This window comes from Brachybacterium saurashtrense (assembly GCF_003355475.1).
In the GTDB taxonomy this organism is placed as follows: Bacteria; Actinomycetota; Actinomycetes; order Actinomycetales; family Dermabacteraceae; genus Brachybacterium; species Brachybacterium saurashtrense.
Genome location: NZ_CP031356.1, coordinates 1,614,164 through 1,637,630, shown reverse-complemented (window position 1 = coordinate 1,637,630; position 23,467 = coordinate 1,614,164). Strand labels below are relative to the sequence as shown.

The 23,467-nt window shown below is 72.9% G+C and carries 25 protein-coding genes and 2 tRNA genes; 9 read left to right on the top strand and 18 right to left on the bottom strand.

The annotated features are described in order from the left end of the window. Window positions 1–7 precede the first annotated feature (7 nt). Window positions 8–484 carry a hypothetical protein gene (locus DWV08_RS07430; protein ID WP_115413213.1) on the top strand — a complete coding sequence of 159 codons (477 nt, stop codon included), beginning with the start codon at window positions 8–10 and terminating at the stop codon, window positions 482–484. A 76-nt stretch (window positions 485–560) separates the two neighbouring features. On the opposite strand, the gene DWV08_RS07425 is transcribed toward DWV08_RS07430, so the two are convergent. Beyond that, window positions 561–980: a YchJ family protein gene (locus tag DWV08_RS07425; protein ID WP_115413212.1), complete on the bottom strand. Its 420-nt coding sequence runs from the start codon at window positions 978–980 to the stop codon at window positions 561–563. Window positions 981–1,022: 42 nt separating this feature from the next. Here DWV08_RS07425 and DWV08_RS07420 point away from each other — a divergent pair, with 42 nt between their 5' ends. After that, window positions 1,023–1,460 (top strand): GNAT family N-acetyltransferase, encoded by a 438-nt coding sequence (locus tag DWV08_RS07420; protein WP_115413211.1) that lies wholly within the window; start codon window positions 1,023–1,025, stop codon window positions 1,458–1,460. A gap of 37 nt (window positions 1,461–1,497) precedes the next feature. Here DWV08_RS07420 and DWV08_RS07415 read toward each other — a convergent pair whose 3' ends face one another. Continuing rightward, window positions 1,498–2,394 carry an NAD-dependent epimerase/dehydratase family protein gene (locus DWV08_RS07415; protein ID WP_115413210.1) on the bottom strand — a complete coding sequence of 299 codons (897 nt, stop codon included), beginning with the start codon at window positions 2,392–2,394 and terminating at the stop codon, window positions 1,498–1,500. Window positions 2,395–2,611: 217 nt separating this feature from the next. Here DWV08_RS07415 and DWV08_RS07410 point away from each other — a divergent pair. Next, window positions 2,612–2,685: transfer RNA gene (locus DWV08_RS07410), tRNA-Lys, on the top strand. A gap of 86 nt (window positions 2,686–2,771) precedes the next feature. Here DWV08_RS07410 and ligD (DWV08_RS07405) read toward each other — a convergent pair. The 4 genes from ligD (DWV08_RS07405) to DWV08_RS07390 form a co-directional block, all read right to left on the bottom strand. Further along, the gene (gene ligD / locus DWV08_RS07405; protein WP_115413209.1) at window positions 2,772–3,683 is read right to left on the bottom strand and encodes a non-homologous end-joining DNA ligase; all 912 of its coding nucleotides are present in this window, start codon (window positions 3,681–3,683) and stop codon (window positions 2,772–2,774) included. 24 nt (window positions 3,684–3,707) lie between these two features. After that, window positions 3,708–4,712 (bottom strand): non-homologous end-joining DNA ligase, encoded by a 1,005-nt coding sequence (gene ligD, locus DWV08_RS07400; RefSeq protein ID WP_115413208.1) that lies wholly within the window; start codon window positions 4,710–4,712, stop codon window positions 3,708–3,710. Beyond that, window positions 4,709–5,326: a DNA polymerase ligase N-terminal domain-containing protein gene (locus tag DWV08_RS07395; RefSeq protein WP_115413207.1), complete on the bottom strand. Its 618-nt coding sequence runs from the start codon at window positions 5,324–5,326 to the stop codon at window positions 4,709–4,711. The genes ligD (DWV08_RS07400) and DWV08_RS07395 overlap by 4 nt, the downstream gene beginning before the upstream one ends. Window positions 5,327–5,452: 126 nt before the next feature. Further along, complete coding sequence (locus DWV08_RS07390) at window positions 5,453–6,226, bottom strand: ABC transporter ATP-binding protein (RefSeq protein ID WP_115413206.1); 774 nt, start codon at window positions 6,224–6,226, stop codon at window positions 5,453–5,455. Between the two features lie 299 nt (window positions 6,227–6,525). On the opposite strand from DWV08_RS07390, the gene DWV08_RS07385 reads away from it, so the two are divergent. Next, window positions 6,526–7,419, top strand: a complete 894-nt coding sequence (locus DWV08_RS07385) for an SDR family oxidoreductase (RefSeq protein ID WP_115413205.1) — start codon at window positions 6,526–6,528, stop codon at window positions 7,417–7,419. A 78-nt stretch (window positions 7,420–7,497) separates the two neighbouring features. Here DWV08_RS07385 and DWV08_RS07380 read toward each other — a convergent pair whose 3' ends face one another. The 4 genes from DWV08_RS07380 to DWV08_RS07365 all read right to left on the bottom strand — a co-directional run bounded on the left by DWV08_RS07380 (window position 7,498) and on the right by DWV08_RS07365 (window position 11,558). After that, window positions 7,498–8,274: a TetR/AcrR family transcriptional regulator gene (locus tag DWV08_RS07380; RefSeq protein WP_115413204.1), complete on the bottom strand. Its 777-nt coding sequence runs from the start codon at window positions 8,272–8,274 to the stop codon at window positions 7,498–7,500. Between the two features lie 225 nt (window positions 8,275–8,499). Beyond that, complete coding sequence (locus tag DWV08_RS07375; RefSeq protein ID WP_115413203.1) at window positions 8,500–8,847, bottom strand: metal-sensitive transcriptional regulator; 348 nt, start codon at window positions 8,845–8,847, stop codon at window positions 8,500–8,502. A gap of 55 nt (window positions 8,848–8,902) precedes the next feature. Continuing rightward, window positions 8,903–11,227 carry a heavy metal translocating P-type ATPase gene (locus tag DWV08_RS07370; RefSeq protein WP_115413202.1) on the bottom strand — a complete coding sequence of 775 codons (2,325 nt, stop codon included), beginning with the start codon at window positions 11,225–11,227 and terminating at the stop codon, window positions 8,903–8,905. A 115-nt stretch (window positions 11,228–11,342) separates the two neighbouring features. Beyond that, the gene (locus DWV08_RS07365) at window positions 11,343–11,558 is read right to left on the bottom strand and encodes a heavy-metal-associated domain-containing protein (protein WP_115413201.1); all 216 of its coding nucleotides are present in this window, start codon (window positions 11,556–11,558) and stop codon (window positions 11,343–11,345) included. A gap of 140 nt (window positions 11,559–11,698) precedes the next feature. On the opposite strand from DWV08_RS07365, the gene DWV08_RS07360 reads away from it, so the two are divergent. Continuing rightward, on the top strand, window positions 11,699–12,541 hold the full coding sequence (locus tag DWV08_RS07360; RefSeq protein ID WP_162801521.1) for a maleylpyruvate isomerase N-terminal domain-containing protein: 843 nt from the start codon (window positions 11,699–11,701) through the stop codon (window positions 12,539–12,541). 9 nt (window positions 12,542–12,550) lie between these two features. On the opposite strand, the gene DWV08_RS07355 is transcribed toward DWV08_RS07360, so the two are convergent. The 4 genes from DWV08_RS07355 to DWV08_RS07340 all read right to left on the bottom strand — a co-directional run bounded on the left by DWV08_RS07355 (window position 12,551) and on the right by DWV08_RS07340 (window position 16,204). After that, the gene (locus DWV08_RS07355) at window positions 12,551–13,738 is read right to left on the bottom strand and encodes a cytochrome P450 (RefSeq protein WP_115413199.1); all 1,188 of its coding nucleotides are present in this window, start codon (window positions 13,736–13,738) and stop codon (window positions 12,551–12,553) included. 9 nt (window positions 13,739–13,747) lie between these two features. After that, a complete protein-coding gene (locus DWV08_RS07350; RefSeq protein WP_241237434.1) occupies window positions 13,748–14,344 on the bottom strand; it encodes a Pr6Pr family membrane protein in 597 nt (198 codons plus the stop codon). A gap of 92 nt (window positions 14,345–14,436) precedes the next feature. Next, entirely contained in the window at window positions 14,437–15,228 is a 792-nt protein-coding gene (locus DWV08_RS07345) for an NAD-dependent epimerase/dehydratase family protein (protein ID WP_115413198.1), read from the bottom strand. A gap of 28 nt (window positions 15,229–15,256) precedes the next feature. Continuing rightward, window positions 15,257–16,204 (bottom strand): LysR family transcriptional regulator, encoded by a 948-nt coding sequence (locus DWV08_RS07340; protein ID WP_115413197.1) that lies wholly within the window; start codon window positions 16,202–16,204, stop codon window positions 15,257–15,259. A 162-nt stretch (window positions 16,205–16,366) separates the two neighbouring features. Here DWV08_RS07340 and DWV08_RS07335 point away from each other — a divergent pair, with 162 nt between their 5' ends. After that, complete coding sequence (locus DWV08_RS07335; RefSeq protein ID WP_115413196.1) at window positions 16,367–17,467, top strand: NADH:flavin oxidoreductase/NADH oxidase; 1,101 nt, start codon at window positions 16,367–16,369, stop codon at window positions 17,465–17,467. Window positions 17,468–17,488: 21 nt separating this feature from the next. On the opposite strand, the gene DWV08_RS07330 is transcribed toward DWV08_RS07335, so the two are convergent. The 3 genes from DWV08_RS07330 to DWV08_RS07320 all read right to left on the bottom strand — a co-directional run bounded on the left by DWV08_RS07330 (window position 17,489) and on the right by DWV08_RS07320 (window position 20,555). Further along, window positions 17,489–18,349, bottom strand: coding sequence for a GTP pyrophosphokinase (locus tag DWV08_RS07330; protein WP_115413195.1), 861 nt, complete (start codon window positions 18,347–18,349; stop codon window positions 17,489–17,491). Between the two features lie 114 nt (window positions 18,350–18,463). Next, entirely contained in the window at window positions 18,464–19,324 is an 861-nt protein-coding gene (locus tag DWV08_RS07325; RefSeq protein ID WP_241237435.1) for a methylenetetrahydrofolate reductase, read from the bottom strand. Next, entirely contained in the window at window positions 19,317–20,555 is a 1,239-nt protein-coding gene (locus DWV08_RS07320) for a glycine cleavage T C-terminal barrel domain-containing protein (protein ID WP_115413193.1), read from the bottom strand. Before DWV08_RS07320 ends, DWV08_RS07325 begins: the two co-directional genes overlap by 8 nt. A gap of 136 nt (window positions 20,556–20,691) precedes the next feature. Here DWV08_RS07320 and DWV08_RS07315 point away from each other — a divergent pair, with 136 nt between their 5' ends. From DWV08_RS07315 to DWV08_RS07305, 3 genes are all read left to right on the top strand, one after another. After that, window positions 20,692–21,477, top strand: a complete 786-nt coding sequence (locus DWV08_RS07315; RefSeq protein WP_115413192.1) for an IclR family transcriptional regulator — start codon at window positions 20,692–20,694, stop codon at window positions 21,475–21,477. Window positions 21,478–21,587: 110 nt separating this feature from the next. Then, window positions 21,588–22,160, top strand: coding sequence for a sugar O-acetyltransferase (locus DWV08_RS07310; RefSeq protein WP_115413191.1), 573 nt, complete (start codon window positions 21,588–21,590; stop codon window positions 22,158–22,160). Window positions 22,161–22,276: 116 nt separating this feature from the next. Continuing rightward, window positions 22,277–23,287, top strand: coding sequence for a hypothetical protein (locus tag DWV08_RS07305; protein WP_115413190.1), 1,011 nt, complete (start codon window positions 22,277–22,279; stop codon window positions 23,285–23,287). Window positions 23,288–23,391: 104 nt separating this feature from the next. Here the strand turns inward: DWV08_RS07305 and DWV08_RS07300 are convergent. After that, window positions 23,392–23,464 (bottom strand) — tRNA-His (locus DWV08_RS07300). Window positions 23,465–23,467 lie beyond the last annotated feature (3 nt).

Below are 23,467 nucleotides of genomic sequence, written 5' to 3'. Positions count from 1 at the left end.
GGCAGTGGTGGCAGAGAAGAACAGCCTGGACGACATGCGCGACGAGGCCTATCGCCGACAGGACAACCTCGCATCGGACATCGACGAGCTCCTGGATCGCGTGAACCCCAAGAACGCCGTGACCCGCTGGAAGAACGAGCTGGTCGGGTCCGTGAAGGGTTTTTCGTCCGCCGGTGACGGCAAGTCCGCCTCGACCCTCCCGGTGGTCGTGGGCGGCGTCATCGGCGTGGTCGTCCTCGGTGCGGGCGTCGCCGCCGCCGTCGCGCTGTCCCGGCGCGAGCCCACCCGCGGCGAGAAGGTCGCCGCCGCCATGAAGGACGCCCGGCGCAGCACCGAGCGCTCCGTGAAGAAGGCCGCGAAGTCCGCCAGGAAGTCCTCCCTGCCGCGCTCCAAGGAGGCGGAGAAGCACGCCGCCGAGCTCGGGGCGATCCTCCAGGACGCCGCGAAGCGGGCCGAGAAGAAGGTCGCCTCCGTGGGCGGCTGACCGGCGGCACGCACCCCTGCGACGCCTCGGCCCCGGCAAGGGGCCGAGGCGTCGTCGTGTCCGGGGCGGGTCGACGTCAGCCGAGCTCGCCGTCGAGGTACAGCCAGGTCCCGTCCTCGCGCACGAAGCGGGAACGCTCGCGCTGCACCGACCGGCCGCCCGGCCCCTTGGAGAGCGCGCTGAACTCGACGACGCCGGCCTCGTCGAAGGGCCCACCGGCCTCCGTCGCGAGGATGTCCAGGCGCAGCCAGCGCACCTGCTCCGCGAGCGAGTCGGCGAGCTCCTCCCGCGCCGGCGCGGTCGAGGGATGCCAGCTGCGCAGCAGGTGCTTGAGGTCCCGCACGGCGAAGGCGGTGTACCGCGAGCGCATGAGCGCGACCGCCGTGGGGGCGCGCCGCTGCCCGCGCAGCACTGGACCGCAGCAGGCGCCGAGCACCTCGCCGCTCCCGCAGAGACAGCGGGCGTCGTCGAGCAGGGGAGCGGGGGAGTCGGCCATGCTCCCAGTATCCCTGTCGGCGATCCCTGGCAGTATCGCTGCATGACCGACGACGACCCCACCGCCCCGCTCCCGGCCGGCTGCCGCCTGACCGCCGAGCCGCCGACGGCCCCGGAGTACGTGCACCTGCGGAGGACGGCCGGGCTCAGCCCGCGCACCCCGGAGCAGGCCGCCGGAGCGCTCGAGAACAGCTGGGCCTGGACAACGATCCGCACCGCGGACGGCGCGCTCGCGGCGATGGGGCGCACCCTCGGGGACGGCACCTGGTACTTCCACCTGGCCGACATCGCCACCGACCCCGCGCACCAGCGCCGGGGCCTGGGCCGCGCCGTCATGGAGGACCTCATCGCCCGGATCGAGCGGGCCGCGCCCCCGCACCCCTACATCACCCTGCTCGCCGATCCGCCCGGGCAGCGCCTCTACCGCTCCCTGGGCTTCGTCGACTCCGCCCCGAGCCTGGGGATGCGCCTGCCGCGCTGACGCACGGCGGCCGCCCTGCCCGCAGCGGCGTCCCGGCTCAGCGGCGGGACCAGCCGGGCGTGGAGGGGCCGACGGTGGGGCGCCAGCCGGTCTCGGACATGAAGCGCACCGAGGAGACCCTCAGCGAGCGGCGCTGCACGTCCAGTCGGGTGCCGACGATCGCCTGCGTGATCTCCGGGTAGAACTTCGCCGGTGCGTCGACACCGGCCTCGGTGGCGAGGTCCTTCGCCCACCGCTTCTTGGTGATCGGCTCGCCGCCGACGTTGTAGAAGCCGCTTCCGGCGCGCAGTGCGGCCACGAAGGCGCGCCCGGCGTCGGAGTGGTGCAGCAGCGTGACATAGGTGTCGGGCTTGCCCAGCAGGATCGGATCGCCCTGCCGGGTGGCCTTCAGCGCATGGGTGGTGTGCTGGTCGCGGCCGAACAGCTGCCCCAGGCGCAGGATCACGGCGCTGCGCCCGCCGGTCGCGAAGTCCACCGCCGCGCGCATCTCCCGCACCCGCGGGCGGAACGCCTGGTTGCGCACGTTCAGCGGCAGGTCCTCGCTGATCCAGTCCGCACCATTGTCTGGGTAGAGGTAGATCGTGGACTCCTGGATGAGCCTCCGCGCCCCGGCCTGCGCGGCGGCCCGGGCGATCGCGACCGAGGCCTCGAGGTGGAGGCGGTCGTCCTCCCGCCAGGCGAGCGGGCGCAGACCGGACATGCCCACCGGGACGTGGGCCAGGGTGTTGATCACGACGTCGTGCCCGCGGAAGGCCCGGGCGAGGTCCCCGGCATCGAACACGTCCGCCACGACGGCGCTGCCCCCGCGGCCCTCCACGATCGGCACACCGGAGTCCCGTCGCGTGATGCCCGTGACCTCGTGGCCCGCGGCGACCAGAGCCTCCACGGCCTCCTGCCCGAGCACCCCTGTGGCACCGGTGATCGCGATCCGCACACTGACCTCCTCCGGCGAGGATCTGCCCCTCGCGCACCGTGTTCCCTGGGAGGACGAGTCTAGGTGATCGCAGCGACCTCCCGCGTCGGCGATCGTCCCCCGGAAGGGGGTGCGGACCCGGTGAAGGGACGCCGGCGCACCGCCGTGTTCGCTCGCTCACAGACGGGCCCGACGAGTTGGACGAGCGGCGCGCTGGGGGTAGAGTCTCTTCCTGTTCGCGCCATTAGCTCAGTTGGTTAGAGCAGCTGACTCTTAATCAGCGGGTCCGGGGTTCGAGTCCCTGATGGCGCACCCGAGGTCGAAGCCCCCGTCGCGGAAGCGGCGGGGGCTTCGTCGTGCGCGCTGGCGATCGGCCGACGGCTCCCGGGCGTGGCCCGCTATCCCTCCCGCAGTCGTTCGAGCCGTCGCGATGCCTCGACGAGCGAGTGGCGGTCGCTCGCGATGTTCCGCCACGGATCTTCCTTCTGCGCGAGGCGTCGACCGATGGTGCGGATCGTGCAGCCGTCGGGCGCTGCGGTGCCGAGCTCCTCCCAGTCCAGGGGCGTCGCCACCGGTGCTCCCGGGCGGGCCCGCACCGCGTACGGCGGGATGGCATTCTGGCCATGAGCATTGCGGAGGTAGTCCACGAAGATCCGATCTCCTCTGCGCTCCTTGCGCTGCTGTGTGGTCACGTGCTCCGGATCGCGGTCGGCGAGGGTGTCGGCCATGGCGCGCGCGACGCCTCGCACGGTCTCGAAGGTCGCGCTGCGATCCAGGGCGACCTGGACGTGGTAGCCCCGGGACCCCGTGGTCTTCAGGTAGGAGGTCAGCCCCAGCTCCTCGCACAGCTCGCCGGCGGCCCGGACGGCGCGGCGCAGGGTCCGCAGGTCCTCGACGGAGGGATCGAGGTCCAGGACGAGCTGGTCGGGGTGCGCGAGATCGTCGTCCCGCGAGAGCCAGACATGCGGCTCGATGCAGGCCTGGTCGGCGAGAAAGGCGAGCGTCGCGGCGTCGTCGCAGGCGACATGCTCCTGATGCCCGTCCTCGGTGCTGACCTCGATCCGGTGCACCCAGTCGGGGAAGTGCGCGGGCACCTTCTTCTCGAAAAACCCGTCCTCGCCGATCCCGTCGGGGAAGCGGCGCATCGCCACCGGACGTCGCCTCGTGTGCGGCAGCATCACCGGTGCGACGGCGAGATAGTGATCGACGAGGTCCTGCTTGGTGATGCCGTCGTCGGGGAAGAGCACCTTGCCCGGGTGCGAGATCTCGATGGTGCGGCCGTCGGCGTCGCGTTCGGCGTGATCGGTCATGTCGTCTCCTTCACCGAGGGCATCTCATCGCTGTTCCCGGACCACGTCGCGGGCGCGTTTGTCGCGTCGCAGGCCCTGGAAGCGCGGGTGGCGCAATCGCCCGTCCCGGGTCCACTCCGTGAAGCCGATGGCGGCGACGAGGCGGGGCTCGACCCAGTGCACTCCCGAGCGGGGCAGCGCCTCGCGATCGACGAACGGGGGCTCCTCGGCGGAGATGCGGTCCAGCTCCGTCCGCAGCTCGCTGAGCGCCCGCTCGGTGAACCCGGTGCCCACCTTGCCCGCGTAGTGCAGCGCACCGTCCTCGTGATAACCGACCAGCAGCGCTCCGAGTCCGGCGCGACTGCCCCGGGGGTCGGTCCAGCAGCCGACGACGAGCTCCTGATCGCGCACGCACTTGAACTTGAGCCAGTCCGTGGAGCGGCCGTGCTGGTACGGCGCCTCGGCGCGTTTCGCGATCACCCCCTCCCAGCCCTTGGCGCAGGCCTCCTCGTGCATCTCCTCGCCGTGCTCCAGTCGGTGGGTCGAGAAGCGCAGCGGGTCCTCGAAGGTCAGCGCACGGCGCAGCAGGTTCTTGCGCGTCCGCTGCGGCAGGCCGGTCAGATCGTGGCCATCCCAGTGCAGCAGGTCGAAGACGTAGTAGAAGACGTCGATGCCGGTCTCGCGTGCCTGCTCCGGGTCGGTCAGCCCGCTCCGTCCCTGCAGCGTCGCGAAGCTCGTCCTCGCTCCCTCGAAGGCGACCACCTCGCCGTCGACGACGAGACTGGTCGCCTCCTGGGCTCCCAACGCATCGATCAGCTCCGGATAGGTGCTGGCGGCGTCCTTGCCGTTGCGGGTGAGGAGCCGGACGGTCGCGCCCTCACGCAGGCCGAGACAGCGTTCACCGTCGAACTTGCGCTCGTACAGCCATCCCGGATCCGAGAAGCGATCCTCCGTCAGGGTGGCCAGCATCGGGGTCTTCCAGGTCGGCGCCGACTCGCAGTGCAGGAGCTCCTTCTCCTCGGCGTCCAGGCTGCTCAGGAGTGCGCTCATGGGTCAGTACCCGCCTCGCCCGCTGCGTCCGCCTGGACGTCCGCGAGTCCGCGACCCGTGGCGACCGACTCCTGCTGGGTGCTCACGGGGTTGCGGCGGGCGTCGGCCGCCTCGTCGCGCTGCTTGACCAGCAGCCAGCGGGCGTCTCGGCCACGTCCTGTCCGGGTGAACGCGAAGCCGCCGGTGAGCTTCTCGCCGTCGAGGCGCACCGACACGTGCCCGCGCTCGATGGCGTCGGCGACCGGGATGCTCTCACCGTCCTCTTCCGTGAGATTGCGATAGGTGCCCCGGTCCCAGACGATGACCGGGCCCGCACCGTACTCGCCCTCGGGGATGGTGCCCTCGAAGTCGGCGTAGTCCAGGGGATGATCCTCCGTGGGCACCGCCAGCCGCTTCTCGCGAGGGTCGGTGGACGGCCCCTTGGGCACGGACCACGACTTCAGCACGCCGTCGACTTCCAGACGGACGTCGTAGTGGAGAGTCGACGCCTCGTGCTTCTGGATGACGAACAGCGGGGAGTCGGGCTCGGAGCGCGTTCGGCCGCCCGACGGCTCGGGGGAGGAGCGCAGATCGCGCGCGCGCCGATAGTTCTGCAGGGAGTCGTCGTCGGGCATCGCCTCACCCCTTCGGTGCACTGCGCGGACCAGCCTCTCCATCACAGGGCGCAGGACCGGGGCTGTCAACGCCCCGCTGTGTCCTCGCAGGCGATCGCGCTGTCTACCGACCGGACGGCCGCATGCTCAGCGGAAGCGCTGCACCGCCACCGGGTTCGCCTCGGCGAGGTCGCGGATCGGGGCGTGCTCGGTGCGGGCGAGCACCTCGTCGAGCGTGCCGTCGGCGAGCAGGCGTCCGTCGCCCAGGAAGGCGATGCGGGGGCACAGACGCCGCAGCAGGTCGACGTCGTGCGAGGCGATGAGCGTCCCGATGCCGAGGCGCTCGATGGTCGCGGCGAGGGTGGCGGCCACCTGCGTGCGGGTGGTGGGGTCCACCGCGGTGAGCGGCTCGTCGAGCACCAGGATCTCCGGGCGTGTGGCCAGCGCGGTCGCCAGGGCGACGCGCTGCGTCTCGCCCCCGGAGAGGGTGCGCATGGTGCGGGCCAGGAGGTGCTCGGGCAGGCCGACGGCCGCGAGCATCTCGGCCGGGGAGACGGCGTGGGTGCGGCCCCCCTTGCGCGCCTCCTTCGCGGCGAGCTCCAGGCGTGAGCGGACGGTCTCCCGCGGGTCCGCGATCGTCATCGCGTACTGCGAGACGAAGCGCACCGCCGCGCGGAAGCGCCGGCGCTCCTTGCCCCGCAGCTTCGCGACCTCGCGCCCGTCCCAGGTGACGCGTCCGTGCGTGGGCCGGTGCTCGCCGCTCAGCGTGGCCAGCAGAGTGGTCTTGCCCGCCCCGGAGGCTCCGAGCAGGCCCAGCGGAGGCTCCCCGCCGCGCAGCTCGAGGTCGATCCCGCGCAGCACCTCCTCACCCGGGTAGCCGGCGTGCAAGGCGGAGGCGGTGAGGCTGGTGGGTGCAGGCATCGGGAACTCTCTCGCGGGAAACGGACTGCGGGCATGTTAGCCAGTAGGCCTGCATCGATGCTGGGGCAGGAGCGAAGAGCCGGAGGAGGCCAATCGGTCGGCGACCGCGACAGGAGCACCGGCCGCGCTTAGCGTGGTGGCGACTCCGCACCCTGTGTGCCGGTCCGGCAGCGGGACGAGGTGCGAGACCGCGGAGTCGAGGCGGCGCGGGCGATGCCTGAACCGTTCCGGGTCGCGACCGACCGTTCGCACACGCGCCGCCATCGCTCGACGATCCGCGCAACATCCAGGAGGACTCCATGGCCGACCAGCTCACCTTCACCGACCCCGTCAGCAGGTTCCCCGAGATCTCCCCGCCGAAGCAGGACCAGCCAGAGCCGGGGCTGGATGCCGAGCTGATCCCCCAGACCGACCGCGGTGAGGAGTCCTACCGCGGCACGGGCCGCCTGGAGGGCCGCCGAGCCCTGATCACCGGCGCCGACTCCGGGATCGGAGCAGCCGTCGCGATCGCCTTCGCCCGCGAGGGCGCCGACGTGGCTCTGAACTACCTCCCCGCCGAGGAGGAGGACGCCCAACACATCGCCGACCTGATCCGCGCGGAGGGCCGCACCGCCGTGCTGCTACCCGGCGACCTCACCGACGCCGCCTACTGCAGGCAGCTCGTCGAGGAGGCGGTCCAGGGCCTCGGGGGACTCGACGCCCTTGTGAACAACGCCGGCCGACAGATCGCCGTCGAATCCCTGGAGGAGATCGACGACGAGCAGTGGGAGACCACCTACGCGGTGAACATCCACGCGATGTTCCGCCTCAGCAAGGCCGCACTGCCCCATCTGCCCCCGGGATCCACGATCGTGAACACCACCTCTATCCAGGCCTACCTGCCCTCCACCACCCTCGTCGACTACGCCTCGACCAAGGCGGCGATCAACAACTTCACCAAGGGTCTCGCCCAACAGGTCGCGTCCCGCGGGATCCGCGTCAATGCCGTGGCTCCGGGCCCGATCTGGACACCGCTGCAGGTCTCTGACGGCCAGCCGAAGGAGGCGCTGCCGGAGTTCGGCAAGAGCACCCCGCTGGGGCGCGCTGGCCAGCCCACGGAGCTCGCCCCGGCGTACGTCTTCCTCACCTCTGCGGAGTCGAGCTACGTGCTCGGGGAGACCCTGGCGGTCACCGGAGGGAGCCCCACCCCCTGACCGATCCGACGGAGAACGGCTCCCGCGGCGCCCAGATCTCGGGAGACCTCCCGGGGAGGTGCGTCGGAGATCCCGCGGTCACTCGGCCTCGAGAGGCGGCGTCCCCGCAGGACCGGCCGGGTCTACCTCGAGGAAGAAGGTGTCCACCTGCATGGCGAGGTCCTTCAGCGGAGCGTCGTCGTGGGAGCGGTGCTGCAGGGAGCGCACGGTCTTCTCACGCACGGCGAGGTTGAGCACCATGGCCAGCAACGCGCGGCCGGCGAAGGGCGGGTCCGCGTCCTCACGCAGGAGGCCCTGGCTGGCGAAGCTCACGAAGCAGTCCTCCAGGACGTGCTCGTGCACCTTCCGCAGCCTGGCCATCCGGTACCGGCCGTGATGGTCCTCGCTCACCGACTCGGCGTCGAGCGTGGCGAGCAGACGGATGGGGAGGGAGGCCGGGTGCCAGATCTCGGCCAGCCCGCGCAGCAGGGCGCGCCGCTCCGCACGGAGCTCGGGGGCGCGGTCCAGCGCGGTCTGCGCGTGCTCCTCGAGCCGATCGATCACCCCGTCGAGGAGTGCGTCCTTGGAGTCGAAATGGTGCAGCATCCCCGAGTGGGAGATGCCGACCCGTGACGAGATGTCGCGCAGGCTGGCGCCGTAATAGCCGTGCTCGGCGAACATCTCCGCGGCACCGTCGAGGATCTCTTCGCGGCGTCCACTCCCTGCAGTGGGAGGACGTGCGCTCGCCGTCCCGGGACGTACAGCGGCCGGCGCGTCGACGCCTAGTGGGTGCCGTGCGGAGCCCTCCGCCGCCTCGGTCTCCTCCCCCGACGGTGTCGGTCCCTGTGGGGCATCGTCCGCGGCATGTCCGGCCATCGCTCTCTCGTTCCGTTCATCGTTCGGTGCAGAGGCGGTGGGGCGCTCCTGTGTCGCCGCACACCACGGGTGACGGCGTCGCGGCTCTTCGTGAGGAGTCTAGTCCACAGCAGGGGCGGAGCGAGCGGAGACAGCCCGCTCCCCGGGGGGGGGGGGGGGGGGGCGGGCGAATGCTCGGGCGCGAGCTGGGGCGTTGATCGGGCGAGCGGAGGAGGGCGCCCGCGCTCAGGAGCGCACGAAGCGCCCGATCGCGTCGGAGGCCTCCTTGAGCTTCGCCTCGGCCTCGGCCCCGCCGGCACGTGCGGCATCGACCACGCAGTGCTGCAGGTGATCGTCGAGCAGACCCATCGCCACCCCGTCCAGAGCGCTCTTCAGCGCCGAGATCTGGGTGAGGATGTCGATGCAGTACTTCTCCTCGTCGACCATGCGGTGCAGGCCGCGCGCCTGCCCCTCGACCCGCTTGAGGCGCGCGAGGTACCGGGCCTTGTCGGAGATGTAGCCGTGATGGTGCTCGTGCTCCGGGGCGGCGCCGGCGGGCGTGCCATGCGCGGCGGCGGGGTCAGCGGTGGTCATGGGTGCTCCTGGGGCGGGTGGCGGTCTCGGTGGGTCGGGCGATGGGGCGGGACGATCAGGCGGCCGCGGGCGCGGCGGCGGGGGAGTCCGTCGGCGCCCCCGGGGACGGGTGGTCCGCGGCGCGCGAGCGGAAGGACCGCAGGCGCAGGCTGTTGCCCACCACGAACACGCTCGAGAACGCCATCGCGGCACCGGCGAGCATCGGGTTCAGCAGCCCCAGCGCCGCGAGCGGGATCGCCGCCGTGTTGTACGCGAAGGCCCAGAACAGGTTGCCCTTGATGGTGGAGAGGGTACGCCGGGACAGGCGGATCGCGTCGGCCGCGGCACGCAGGTCGCCCCGCACCAGGGTGATGTCACCGGCCTCGATCGCGACGTCGGCGCCGGTCCCCATCGCCAGGCCCAGATCGGCCTGGGCGAGGGCGGGGGCGTCGTTCACGCCGTCGCCCACCATCGCGACCACCGCGCCCTGCTGCTGCAGCCGCACCACCTCGGCGATCTTGTCCTCGGGAAGCACCTCGGCGATCACCTGGTCGATGCCGACCTCGGCCGCGATCTGCTCGGCGACGGCGCGATTGTCGCCGGTGAGCAGGATCGGTGTGAGGCCGAGGCCCTTCAGCTGGGCGATCGCCTCGCCGCTGGTGGGCTTGAGGGCATCGGCCACGACGAGCACGCCCCGGGCCTCGCCCTCCCAGACCGCGACCACGGCGGTCTCGCCGCGGGACTCCGCCGCGGCCTTCGCCGCGGCGAGCTCGGCCGGCAGCGCGCCGCCTGCGAGCAGGGTCTCGCGGCCGACGAGCACCTGGACGCCCTCGACGGTGCCGCGCACGCCGCGGCCGGCGAGGTTCTCGAAGTCCGCGACCTCGGGCAGCGGGCCGTGCGCCTCGGCCGCTCCCTTCGCGATCGCCTGCGCGATCGGATGCTCGGAGGCGTTCTCGACGGCGCCCGCGCGGCGCAGCAGCTCGCCGCGGTCGGTGCCCGGCGCGGGGACCGCCTCCGCGAGGGTCATCCGCCCCGTGGTCACGGTGCCGGTCTTGTCCAGCAGGATCGTGTCCACGCGGCGCGTGGACTCCAGCACCTCCGGGCCCTTGAGCAGGATCCCGAGCTGGGCGCCCCGGCCGGTGCCCACCAGCAGCGCGGTGGGGGTCGCGAGGCCGAGCGCGCACGGGCAGGCGATGATCAGCACGGCGACGGCGGCGGTGAACGCGGCCTCCAGCGGCGCGCCGGCGAGGATCCACGCCGCGAGCACGAGCACGGCGATGACCAGGACGATCGGCACGAAGATCCCCGAGACCCTGTCCGCCAGTCGCTGGATCTCCGCCTTGCCGGACTGCGCGTCCTCCACCAACCTCGCCATCCGGGCGAGCTGGGTGTCGGCGCCCACGCGGGTCGCGCGGACCACGAGCCGGCCGCCGGCGTTCACGGTCGCGCCGGTGACGGCATCGCCCTCACCCACCTCGACGGGCACGGACTCGCCCGTGAGCATCGAGGCGTCTACCGCGGAGCTGCCGGAGACCACCACGCCGTCGGTCGCGATCGTCTCGCCGGGCCGCACCACGAAGAGGTCCTCGACGCCCAGCTCGGCCACCGGCACGCGCACCTCGGTGCCGTCGCGGAGCACGGCGACGTCCTTCGCGCCCATGTCCAGCAGGGCGCGCAGCGCGGCGCCCGCCTGCCGCTTCGAGCGCTTCTCGAGGTAGCGGCCCAGCAGGAGGAACAGCGTCACCCCGGCGGCCACCTCGAGGTAGATGTTCGCCGAGCCGTCGGTGCGGGAGATCGCGAGGGAGAACTCGTGGGTCATGCCGGGCATGCCCGCGCTGCCCAGGAACAGGGCGTACAGCGACCACAGGAAGGCGGCGCTCGTGCCCACGGAGATGAGGGTGTCCATCGTCGCCGCGCCGTGGCGGAGGTTCACCGCGGCCGCCCGGTGGAACGGCCAGGCGCCCCACACGATGACGGGGCCGGTGAGCGCGAGGCACAGCCACTGCCAGGAGTCGAACTGCAGGGCCGGGACCATCGACAGCACGATCACGGGGAGCGAGAGGACGGCGACGCCGATCAGTCGTTGGCGCAGCGAGCGCAGCTCCGGATCCTCGGCTTCGCCCGCCTCCGCGCCGCCCTCGACTGCGGCGTCCTCGGCGGGCGGTGCGGGCAGCGCGGCAGTGTAGCCGGCCTGCTCGACCACGGTGACGAGTTCATGGGGGTCGTAGCCCTCCGGCGCGGTGACGCGGGCCTTCTCGGTCGCATAGTTCACCGAGGCGCTCACCCCGTCGAGCTTGTTCAGCTTCCGCTCGATGCGGTGCGCGCAGGAGGCGCAGGTCATTCCGCCGATCTCGAGCTCGATGCCGACGTCGACGGGCTGGGGGGAGGGGGTGGTGGCCATGGCAGGCTGCTGCCTTCTTCCGTGGGCGAGGCCGCGACGCGAGGCGACGGGCGGGGTAGGGGGGGTCGGGAGCGGGGCGGGAGGCGGCATCGCCGCCCGCCCCGCTCCCGGCGGCTCAGGCGCGGGCGGCGGTGTAGCCGGCCTCCTCGACGGCGGCGAGCACGGCGGCCTCGTCCACGCCCTCGGCGGAGCCGACGCGGAGCTGGCCGGTCTCGTGGCTGACCTCGACCTCGGTGACGCCGGGGACCTCGGAGACCTCCTCACGCACGGACATCTCGCAGTGGCCGCAGGTCATGCCGGTCACCTGGAACTGGGCGGTGGTGGTGCTCATGGAGCCTCCTCGCACGGGGTGTGGGATACCCTGCTGGGGTATCGGGTCGTGCACCTTTATACCCCTTGGGGGTATGCGTGGGCAAGGGTGGCCGGGCGCCAGGGGTGTCGCTCGTCACTCCGTGGTGGTTCGATGGGGCCATGAGCCATGACGCCGTGACCATCATCCGCGAGGAGAGCGAGCGCGCGGTCGCCGCCCTCACCGCCGCCGACCCCGCGCAGCGGGTGCCCACCTGCCCGGACTGGACCGCCGATGATCTGCTGTGGCACCTCGCCGAGGTCCACGAGTTCTGGGCGGCGATCCTCTCCTCCGGTGCCACCACCGAGGAGGAGGTGCGTGCGATCGAGGAGGGGACGGCGCCCCGCCCCGACGACCGCGAGGCGCTGCTGGAGCGCCGCGCCGCCGCGACCGACGCCCTCCTCGCCCAGCTCACCGCCCGCGCTGATCACGAGCCCGCCTGGTTCTGGTTCTCGCAGGCCCAGCATGTGGGGATCGCCCGGCGCATGCAGACCCATGAGGCGAGCATCCACCGCGTCGACGCGGAGCTCACCGCCGCACACCCCGTCACCCCGATCCCGGCCCCGCTCGCCGCCGACGGGCTCGCCCACGTGCTGGACGTGATGTGGCCCGCGGACGCGGAATGGCTCCTCGACCAGGCCGAGAGCAGCCCCGTCGCCCTGGTGGAGATCGCTCCGGAGGACGGCTCCGCCCAGCTGCTCGAGATCAGCCGCTGGTACGCCACCCGCCCCCGCGACGGCGAGGAGGTCGAGGGGGTCTTCGGTCGACGCCCCGCGAGCGACGCGGCGTCCCGCGATCTGCCCCGCGCTCGCGTCACTGGGTCCCCGCTCGCCCTGGACCTGTGGGCCTGGGGGCGGGCGCAGGCGCTCGAGCACCTCGCCGGGGGCGCGGAGAAGATCTCGATCCAGGGCGACGACGCCGCGACCGCCGCGCTCGAGGCCCTCATCGCCGTGGGACACGACTGAGGGCTCCGCTCAGCGGCGGCGGGGCACCAGCACCACCGGGGCATGCGCCCAGCCTCCCACCGCGGCCACCTCCCGCTCGCCGGGGGTGTCGCTCGGGCGCACCTCGGCGACGGCCAGCAGCTCCCGCAGCAGGGTGACGAGCTCGAGGGTGGCGAGCGGTCGGCCGGGGCACACGTGCGGCCCGGTCCCGTAGACGAGGTTCGCCGTCGCGTTCGCCTCCGGGTCCACCGCGTCCGGTGCGGGGACGACGAGCTCGTCGCGGTTGATCGAGGTCCAGTGCAGCATCACGCGCTCCCCGGCGGCGATCCGCCGGCCCGCGAGGGTGACCGGGCAGGTGGCCACGCGGCGGTTCGCGACGAAGGGATCGTCGATCCGCGGCAGCTCGTCGACGATCGCGCCGGCCTCCGCCTCGCTCCCGTCCCGCACCCTCTCCACGAGCTCGGGGGCGCGGCTGAGGCCCATGAGCAGCACCCCCGCGCACAGCGCGATCGACCCGAGGTCGCCGCCGGTCCAGTTGCGCAGGATCGAGACGATCTCCTCCTCCCGCAGCGGCCGACGGGCGGAGCCGGGCACCGCCGGATCCGGCAGCTCCACCTCGAGACGCAGCAGTGCGGTGGTCGGATCCTCCGGGGCCTCCGCGCCCGCCGACCGGCGCGGGGCGAGCACGGAGCGGATGATCGCGTCGAAGCGCTCCGCGACGGCGGCGGTGCGGGCGAGGTCGCCCGAGCGGGACGCCTCGTGGTTCGCGACCATCCAGTCCAGCAGCTCGGTCTCGAGCGCGGCGGGCCACCCGAGCCATGACGTCTGTGCCCGCACCGCGAACACCGCGCCGAGCGCGGCGACGGCGTCGACCTCCGTGCCCTCCGGTCCCACCCCGTCCAGCAGCTCGTCCACGAGCACGGCCGCGACCCGGCGCAGCCTCGGGGCGAGGCGCGCCATCTCCGTCGGGCCGAAGAACGGATCGGTCGCGGTGCGCATTGCCGCGTGCTCGGCGCCGTCCCGGCCGTTCGGGACCTGCAGGAAGCGCGAGACCGCGGAGGAGAAGTTCTCCGCATCCTCGGCGACGCGGACCGCCTCCGCATGCCGCAGCACCACCCACGTGCCGTCCGGCGTGCGGGCCAGCGGTGACTCCGCGCGCAGCTCATCGGTCGCGGAACGGGGCTCGAGGCCGGTGGGGTCGAAGATCGGGACGCTCATCCCTCCACGCTAGGACTCCGGCGAGCAGCTGCGCCGGGACATCCTTCCCCCTCCCTCGAGCAGGTGCACCAGCGTGCCGATCACGAGGAACGCCACCAGCACCACGCCGGTGGTGGCCAGCACCTGCGGCCAGGAGGACGCGGTCGGATCCAGGAAGGCGTAGGGGTACCAGCCGGTCAGCGCGCCGCGCAGCCACGTGACCCCGAGGTACGCGAGCGGGTAGAGCAGCCACCACAGCACCCGTGCCGGAGGCGGTGCGCGGCGTCGCGGGGTGAGCAGCCAGTCCAGCATCGCCGCCACCGGCGCCACCCGATGCAGCACGATGCCCGTCCAGCCGATGTCCCAGCGCAGCAGCTCCTCCCACGGCGCGACCAGCAGCGCATAGATCAGTCCGGTCATCACCAGGTAGAACGCCAGCGCACCCCGCACCGCGTCCCATCCCCGGGGCCAGCGCTCGGGCGGCAGCGCCGCCGCGGCGAGCAGCGCCAGCGAGAACGCGAGGTTCGACTGGTTCGTGAAGTAGGAGACGTGCTGGGGGAGGGAACCCCCGCGCGCCGCCTCGAGAGTGCTCCACCCCAGCGCCGCCAGCACCAGCAGCGCGACCACGGCCCGCAGGACGGCTCCCGTCGGCCGGCCCGGCACACGGCCCGTCGACCTGCGCTGCTCGACTCCCGTTGTCCCTGCCGCAGGACCCTCGCTCATGAACCGCGCGGCCAGCTGTCGGGCACCGGCTCCCCGCCCTCGACCACCTGCTCCTGCGCGCCGGGCAGGCGGGTCCAGGCGTCCTGCGGGCGGTATCCGAGCTCGAGCTGGGTGTTCGTCATCGACCAGCGGCGGTTGGGATTGTCGGAGATCGCGTAGAACAGGCCGAAGCGCACCGGCGCCTCGATCGCGCAGCGCACCACCTGGGTGCAGTCCCGCGGGCTCAGCCACATGCCGCGCAGCACATCCTCCTGGGCCGTGAGCGGATCCTCCGCGAACCAGCCGATGCGCAGGCAGAGCACGTCCAGGCCGTGCTCGTCGTGGTAGAAGCGCCCCAGCGACTCGCCGAACACCTTGGAGACGCCGTACAGCGAGTCCGCGCGGGGGAGCTGATCGGGGTAGACGGGCCAGAGCTCCTGGCGGTCGTACATCCCCATGGCGTGGTTCGAGGAGGCCAGCACCACGCGCCGCACCCCGGCCGCCCGGGCGGCCTCGAGCACGTGGCGCACGCCGATCACGTTCGCCTCCAGCACCGCCTCCCAGGAGGACTCGGGGGAGGAGGCCCCGGCCATGTGCACCACCGTGTCGATCCCGTCCATGAGTGCGGCGACCTCCTCGAAGGCCGCGAGGTCGGCGAGCTTCAGCGCCCGCGCCGTCGGCGCCTCGTCCGGGTGGCGGCCGTGGAGGACGAGCTCGTACTCCTCCGCGAGGGTTCGCGCCAGGTGGGATCCGATCCCGCCGGTGGCCCCGGTGATCAGCACGCGTCGTCGAGCGGTGTGGTGGGTCATGCCCCCAGTATGGGCGCTGTGGTCCCGGTCACGCAGGCGTGGGGTGGAGGTCCTCCGGCGTCCGGACCGCTCGGCGCAGTGCCTCCGCCACCTGCGCCGTGGCCGGGTTCTGCTCAGCGCCGGGGCGCTGCACGAGCAGCAGCGTCGTGGAGCGCGGGCGCTCGGGCTCCTCGAGCTGCACCAGCGCGCCGGCGGCGAGATCCGCCGCGCACAGCGAGCGCGGCAGCACCGAGTATCCGGCGCCCTCTCGCAACGCCGTGATCACGGCGTGCAGAGACGGCACCGTCATCGCCGGCCCCACCGCGGGATGCTGCTTGCCGTACTGGGTGCGCCAATAGCGGCGCACCACCGGCATGTCGTCCGCGGTGGAGACCAGCGGCACCGCCTCGAGCGCCGCGCACACCGGCACGCCCTCCGCGCGGGAGCCCACGCGGGCGGCCCAGCCGGGTGCCGCGACCAGCAGATGCTCCTCCTGGGCCCACGGCGTGACCGCGAGCGCCCTGCCGCGCGGTCGCTGCGTCGTGATCACCAGATCGTGCCGCCCCTCCCGCAGCTGCTCGATCAGCTCCTCGTCCTCCCCGGTCGCCACGTGCACGCGCAGCCCCTCGGCCACCAGCGGGGCGAGCACCGGCAGGATCCGCGAGCACAGCAGCTCGGGCGGACCGGCCAGGTGCACCGGCGCGGTGCGCCCGTCGAGCTCGCAGTTCCCGCCCGCGACCACGTCGAGATCGTCGAGCGGCCCGGAGATCCGCTCGGCGAGCTCCCGGGCGAAGGGCGTCGGCTCCACCCCGCGGGGCAGGCGCTGGAACAGCTGGCGCCCCAGCTGCTCCTCGAGGCTGCGGATCTGCGCCGTGACGGAGGGCTGGGTGAGGCCGAGCGCCGGGGCCGCGCCGGTGAAGGAGCCCGCACGGTGCACGGCCAGGAAGGTACGCAGAAGATTGAGGTCCTGGACAGGAGCGAGAGTGGAGGTGATCACAGCGGCGAGAATACGCACCGCGACGACCTCAATCCATAGGGAGAGGGATACCTACCATCAGTTCTGCTATTGGTCATCGCATGGCGAGCGTGGCTAGCGTCCGGGCATCGCCGCGGCTCGGTCGCGGCGTCGTTCCGTCCGCGTCGACCCGGAGGTCTCTCCATGACCCAGCACCTGCTCGCCCCGATCACGCTGCGCGACCTCACCGTGCGCAACCGGATCTGGGTGCCGCCCATGTGCCAGTACGCGGCCGCCGGCCTCGACGGCATCGCGACCGACTACCACCTCATGCACTACGGCTCCTTCGCCCGCGGCGGCGCCGGCGCCGTGATCCTCGAGGCCACCGGAGTCCTGCCCGAGGGACGAATCTCTCCCCAGGACCTCGGCCTGTGGGACGGCGCCCAGCGCGAGGCGCTCCGCCCGGTCGTCGACCTCCTGCACTCCTTCGGGGCCGCGGCCGGCATCCAGCTCGCCCACGCCGGCCGCAAGGCCTCCACCGAACCCGAGTGGGGGACCGCGCACCCCGGCGCCTCGCTCACCGCGGCCGATGGCGGCTGGGAGACCGTCGGCCCCTCCGCGATCGCGTACGACGCCCTCACCGCCCCGACCGCACTGGATGAGGCTGGGATCGACGAGGTCGTCGCCGCCTTCGCCGCCTCCGCCGTGCGCGCCGTCGACGCGGGCTTCGACCTGCTCGAGGTCCACGCCGCCCACGGCTACCTCCTGCACGAGTTCCTCTCGCCGCTCAGCAACCATCGCACCGACTCCTACGGCGGGGACCTCGCCGGCCGCGCCCGCCTGCTGCTGCGCGTCGTCGACGCCGTGCGCGCGGCGATCCCCGAGGGCATGCCGCTGCTGGTGAGGATCTCGGCGACCGAGTGGGTCGAGGGCGGCTTCGACCTCGCGCAGGCGACGGAGGTCGTCACCTGGCTCGGCGAGCACGGCGTGGACATGGTCGACGTCTCCTCCGGGGGCAACGCCGCCGGGGCCCGCATCCCCGTCGGCCCCGGCTATCAGACCCCGCTCGCCGCCCACCTGCGCGAGCGCACCGAGATGCCCGTCTCCGCGGTGGGCATGCTCGATACGCCCTTCCAGGCCGAGCACGTGCTCGCCACCGGTCAGGCCGACGTGGTGCGCGTGGGCCGTGCCTTCCTGCGCGCGCCGAACTGGGGGATCGACGCCGCCCTCTCACTGCGCGGGGACAACGAGATCATCCCGCCCCCGTACCGCCGCGCCTTCCGCCAGCAGCTGCGCCGGGGCTGAGGCCTCGGGGTCGAGGAGCGCTCAGGCGGGGCCGTCCGGCGCGTCGCCGCCGGGCGTCGGGCCCGTGGGGCGGTCGCCGCCCGCCGCGGTGCCGCCCGACGGCGTCTGCGAGGGCGCCGTGCGGCCGGGGAACAGCCCGCTGCCCCCGCCGGGCGCGGCCTGCGGGCGGATCTCCCCGCGCAGCCGCTCCATCCGTGCATCGAGCTCGTGCGCGACCCGGGCCGCGTCATCGAGCTCGGCCCGCAGCGCGGGCGGCAGGTTCTTCTCGTACTTGTAGGAGAGCTTGTGCTCGGTGCTGGCCCAGAAGTCCATCGCGATCGTGCGGATCTGCAGCTCCACCGGCACCTGCTCGACGTGCGTGGAGAGGTACACCGGCACCTGCACGATGAGGTGCAGGGAGCGGTAGCCGTTGGGCTTCGGGGAGGCGATGTAGTCCTTCACCGTGAGCACCTCGAGATCGCCCTGGGCGGAGAGGATGTCCGCGATCCAGTACGCATCCGCCACGAAGCTGGTGGTGATGCGGATGCCGGCGATGTCGTGGATCCGCTCCCGGATCGCGCGCACCGTCATCTCGCCCTCGGTGCGCAGCGCCTTCTCCATGAGGGACTCCACCGACTTCAGCCGCGTGCGCACGTGCTCGATGGGGGAGTAGTCGTGCATCTGCTCGAACTCGGTGCGCAGGATCTCCACCTTCGTGAGCACCTCGTCGATGCCGAACTGGTAGTGCATGCGCAACGCGATGAACTCCTCGTACACCTGCTGCAGCCCCGCGGCGATCTCCTCCTGCTCCGCAGCGGTGGGCACGCCGCCGACGGTGCGCGCGGTGACCAGCTCGCGGACCCTGTGCTCGGGGGGCTCCTGCGGTGAAGGTGCTGCGTCCATCCGTCGACTCTCCTCGCGGGATCCGGGGTCGGGGAGTCGATCCTGCCAGAGCGGCCTGGGCGGGACGTGGAGGCGGGACCTCCGCGGCGCGTGGCCGCCCTGCCGGCCGCAGGATCAGCTCCGCTGCGCGCGCCCGTGCCACCAGGCGGCGGTCTCCGCCAGGGAGTTGAAGGTGAACACGTGCGGGGCGGCGATCCCCGGCACCTCCGCCGCCGCGATCGCGACCCGCAACGGCTCGGGATCCCAGCTGCCCGGGCTCAGCAGACGCCGCACCCCGGAGCCCTCCGCGGAGAGCATCCTCAACGAGCGGCCCACCCCGATCCGTGCGCCGATCCGCAGCAGCCGGGCGCGGGAGGCCGGAGCGGCGAGGCCCGGCCGCACCGGCAGGTCGATGCCCGCCGCGCGCAGCTGACGCACCCAGTCCACCAGCGGGACGGGAGCGAACAGCATCTGGGTGGCGAGGTAGGAGGCGTGCTCCGCCTTCCGGCGCAGCAGCTCGAGCGCCTCGTCGGGGCGTGCGAAGGGATGTCCCTCGGGGTGGGCGCCGACGCCGACGGCGAGGCCGCGCCGGGCGGGCCGCAGCGCCTCGAGCAGCGCGAGCGCGCCGTCGTAAGGGCCGGCCGGCGGATCGGCGTCCCCGGCGATCACGAACAGCTCCTCGATCCCCGCGCCGGCCAACCTCTCCAGGATCGTCTCGAGCTCGCGCTCGCCCGTGAGCATGCGCGCGGCCAGGTGCGGGATCGCGACCCTCCCCGCCCCGGCCAGGGCGATCGCCGTCTCGACGGTCGCCTCCAGCCCCTGGGCGGGGGACGCGGTGACCGTCACCCGGGTGCCGGGACCGAGGTGCTCGAGCACCTGCTCGAGAACACCTGGCAGCGGGATCACCTCAAACTGCGCCCGCCGCGGCGCCGGCGCCGGGAGCGGGGTGCTCGCCGGCTCCGGCGCCGCGGCGGCGCGCTCGGCGGGCTCAGGCACCGGCGGCGGCCTCGCCGGCCAGGGCCGCGACGTCGGCCTTCGGCTGCTCCTTGGTGGGATCGATGAACGGCTTCGGCACCACCACGGCGTCGACCGTCGGCAGCCCGGAGGGCAGCTGTGCGCCCAGCCGCTCGCCCACGTCCACGGTGAACGCGGTGCCGAGCGCGGCGAGCTCCGCCGGCACCAGCGCGAGGCCGATGTTCTTCTCCAGCCGCGGGGAGTGGCAGGCGGAGGTGACCTTGCCGACCACCTCGCCGCCGTGCAGCACGGGGAAGGCGTCGATCATCGAGCCGTCGTTGTAGGTGCCGAGCTTCTCGCCGCCGATCTCGAGGCCCACCAGCTTGCGGCGCGGCCCCTCCTCCTTGATGCGGCGCAGCGCCTCCTTGCCCAGGAAGTCCGCCTCCTGATCGAGGTCCACCATCCAGTCGTAGCCCATCCCCACCTCGAAGGGATTGGTGTCCACGGTGATGTCCGCGCCGTGGGCGAGCATCCCGCCCTCGATGCGGCGCATGTGGCACGGGCCGATCACCCGCAGGCCGTGGGGCTCGCCGGCCTCCAGCACCCGCGCCCACAGCTTCTCCGCGTCCCGCGAGGCGTTCTTCACGTAGATCTCGTAGCCGATCTCGCCGGTGTACCCGGTGCGGGAGACGATCACCTCGATGCCGTCGATCGTGAACTCGTGGAGGTAGTAGTAGCGGATGTCCGCGACCGCCTCGCCCACGAGATCGCGCAGCACGGCATAGGACTTCGGGCCCTGCACCTGCACGGGACCCACGTCGATCTCCTCGATGCGCACGTCCATCCCCGCGAAGGCCGCGACACCACGGGCCCACAGCAGGATGTCGCTGTCCGCCAGGGAGAGCCAGAAGCGGTTCTCCTCCACGCGCAGCAGGATCGGATCGTTGAGGATCCCGCCGTGCTGATCGCAGAGGAACACGTACTTGCACTGCCCGACCTTGCACGTCGAGAGGTCGCGGGTGACCAGCAGATTCGTGAAGTCGAAGGCGTCGGGGCCGGAGATCTCGATCTGTCGCTCCACGCCCACGTCCCACAGGGTCACCCCCTCCAGCAGTGCCCAGTACTCCGCGAGCGGGTCGCCGTAGTGGCGCGGGTGGTAGGTGTGGTTGTAGACGCTGTACAGCGCGACGCCGTGCTGCCTGGACGCGTAGAAGAAGGGGGACTTGCGGATCCGGGGGTAGAGCAGGACTCCGGGATCGGGGTTCACCGTCATGGGGGACCTCCTGAGAACGGGACGTGATGTCCACGGTGTGCTCTACTGTGACACCGACGTGCGGTATGCGCAACGATGTGCGCACTACGCAACGACGTGGGTGAGGTCCGCGAGGTGCGGAAGGACGGAGCAGGCGATGACGACCAGCGGTGCGGTGCAGTCCGTGGACCGGGCGGTGCAGGTGCTCGAGGCGATCGCGCGGGAGGACGGGGCGAGCGTGGCGGCGCTCGCCAGGGAGCTCTCGGTGCACGCCTCGACCGCCTCGCGCCTGGTCGCCTCCCTGGAGCACCACGATCTCGTGGAGCGCGACGAGGACGGGACCGTGCAGCTGGGCGTGGGGCTGCTGCGCCTGGCGGCCTCGGCACGGCCGCGCCGCGATCTCACCGCGATCGCCGGCCCCGTGTGCGAGGCGCTCGCCGAAGAGCTCGGGGAGACCGTGAACGTCGCGGTGCTGCGCGGCGGGGTGGCGGTGAACCTGTACCAGGCGCAGGCGCGCAGCACCGTCGCCATGCACAACTGGGTGGGGGACCGCACGGTGCTGCATGCCACCGCGAGCGGGAAGATGCTGCTCGCGCAGCTCGACCCGGACCGGCGCCGGGAGCTGCTGCGCGGCCCGCTGGAGGCCTTCACCGCGCACACCCTCACCGATCCCGGGCAGCTCGATCGGCAGCTGGCCGCGGCGCGGGAGCGCGGCTGGGTCGAGGCGATCGAGGAGTTCGAGGAGGGGCTGGTCGCGCTCGCCGCCCCGGTGCGGGGCCCCGAGGGCGCCGTCGTCGCCGCGGTCTCCGCCGCCGGGCCCGCCTACCGGCTCTCCCCGCAGCGACTCCCCGAGGCGGCGGTGGTGCTGCGAGGCGCGACCGAGGAGATCTCGCGCCGGCTCGGCCACCGCGAGAGCCGTCGTGCCGCGGACGACGCCGAGTGAGCGAGGGCGGCGAGGAGGGGCGGCGCTCCCGGACGAGGCGGCGCTCGCGCCCTGTGCGCGATAACCTCCCGCTCAGGGCCGTACGGGCGGACGAGGCGAGGAGAGGACTCATGGGGCTGCAGGACCTGCTGGAGGCGCTGAACGCCGGGACGAGCATCGAGGGAGGGTCGCCCCTGCACGCGGTGATGCACGAGGCGAGCCAGCATGCGCTGCGGGTCACGGCCGAGCTCAACGGCGGCTACCACGAGCCCGCACGGGTCCGCGAGCTGCTCGCGGAGCTCACCGGCGCCGAGATCGAGGAGACGGTCACCGTCTTCCCGCCTCTGACCTCCGACTTCGGCAGGAACCTGCGCCTGGGGGCACGGGTGTTCATCAACTCCGGCTGCCGCTTCCAGGATCAGGGCGGCATCACGATCGGGGACGACTGCCTCCTCGGCCACAACACCGTGCTGGCCACCCTGAACCACGACCTGGATCCCGCGCGGCGCGGGGATCTGCACCCCGCGCCGATCCACATCGGCGATCGGGTGTGGATCGGCGCGAACGCGACGGTGCTGCCGGGGGTGAGCATCGGCGACGACGCCGTCGTCGGCGCCGCGTCCGTGGTCACCAAGGACGTCCCCGCCGGCACCGTGGTGGTCGGCTCCCCGGCGCGCGTGGTGCGCGAGGTCCCTCGGAGCTGAGTGCCTCGCGGCGCAGCGAGTCGACGGCGAGGTCGGTGATCTCCGTCGAGTCCTGCTCCCACGACGACGACGTCCGCGCGGTCCGCTGCGACCAGCGGAACCTCTAGGATCAGCGCATGCTGCTCATCGCCCGGGCCTCGCAGCGCGAGATCGTCGCCGCCTTCGCCTCCCTCCCGACTCCCGATGACCCTGCCCGGATGTGGAGCGTGGGACCCACTGCGCCGAGCGGGTGGACGGCGGCCTGGGTCGAGGAGGAGGTGGCGCTCCCCGGGCACTGGGACCGGGTGCTCCTCGGTGAGGTCGGGGATCCGCGCGTGGTGCGTGTGCGCGCCGGGGGATCGGAGCGGAGGTTCGCGTGGAGCGCCCACGACGGGAGCATCCCGGAGGACGCCCCCGTCGCCATCGCGGCCACGCTCGGGATGCCCGGTGCCGCGGCGTCGTTCCGTCTCGCTCTCGCCGAGCACCTGCTCCGGGAGACGACGGCGGAGGAGGAGGACCTCGTCCTCTACCAGGTCGCCGAGGCACTCTGCGCGGTGCAGGGCGGGCTGCCCGAGCTGGAGAACGGCACCTCGCGGGAGCTCCTGCTGGATCGAGGGGATGCCTCGCGGCGCCACGAGCTCGCCGAGCAGTTCGCCTGCGGGGAGGAGGGCTGGATGCTCACGGAGATCGGCGGGGACTGGTTCACGGTGCATTCCCCCGGCACGCCGGAGATCGGCCCGGGGCCCTTCGACCTCGACAGCGCGTCGGGCGAGGATCACCCGGTGCTCGTGCTGTGGCGCGGCAGCGGCTCCGGCGCCGTCCTCGAGGATCGGGAGGATCTCATGGAGGTCATCCAGTGGAACACCGGCTGGGTGGAGCAGATCGACGACTCCGCAGAGCGTGCCCCCACCGCCGCGGCGCTCGGCGAGGCCTTCGGCGCGGGGACGGGAGCGCCTCACCTGCACGATCTGTGCGCCGCGCGGACCGTCGACGGCGATCCCCTGGCGCAGCTGCTCGACCTGCTGGGCATCCCCCGCACCGCCCTGATGGTCCTGGACGGTGATCCGTCGGCCCCCGAGCCGATGTCGGCCGTTGCCCCGAGCGGCTTTCTCAGCGGTGTGAAGCGGCTCGTCGGCGGGCGCGGCTGAGGCGAGCCCTCGGCACGTGCGATCTCACCGAGTCAGGTGTCGGGGGCACAGGGCGCCACGACGAAGGCCCCGGTGAACAGTCACCGGGGCCTTCGACGTCTCGGGGTGATCGACGGGATTTGAACCCGCGACCGCCTGGACCACAACCAGGAGCTCTACCAACTGAGCTACGACCACCAT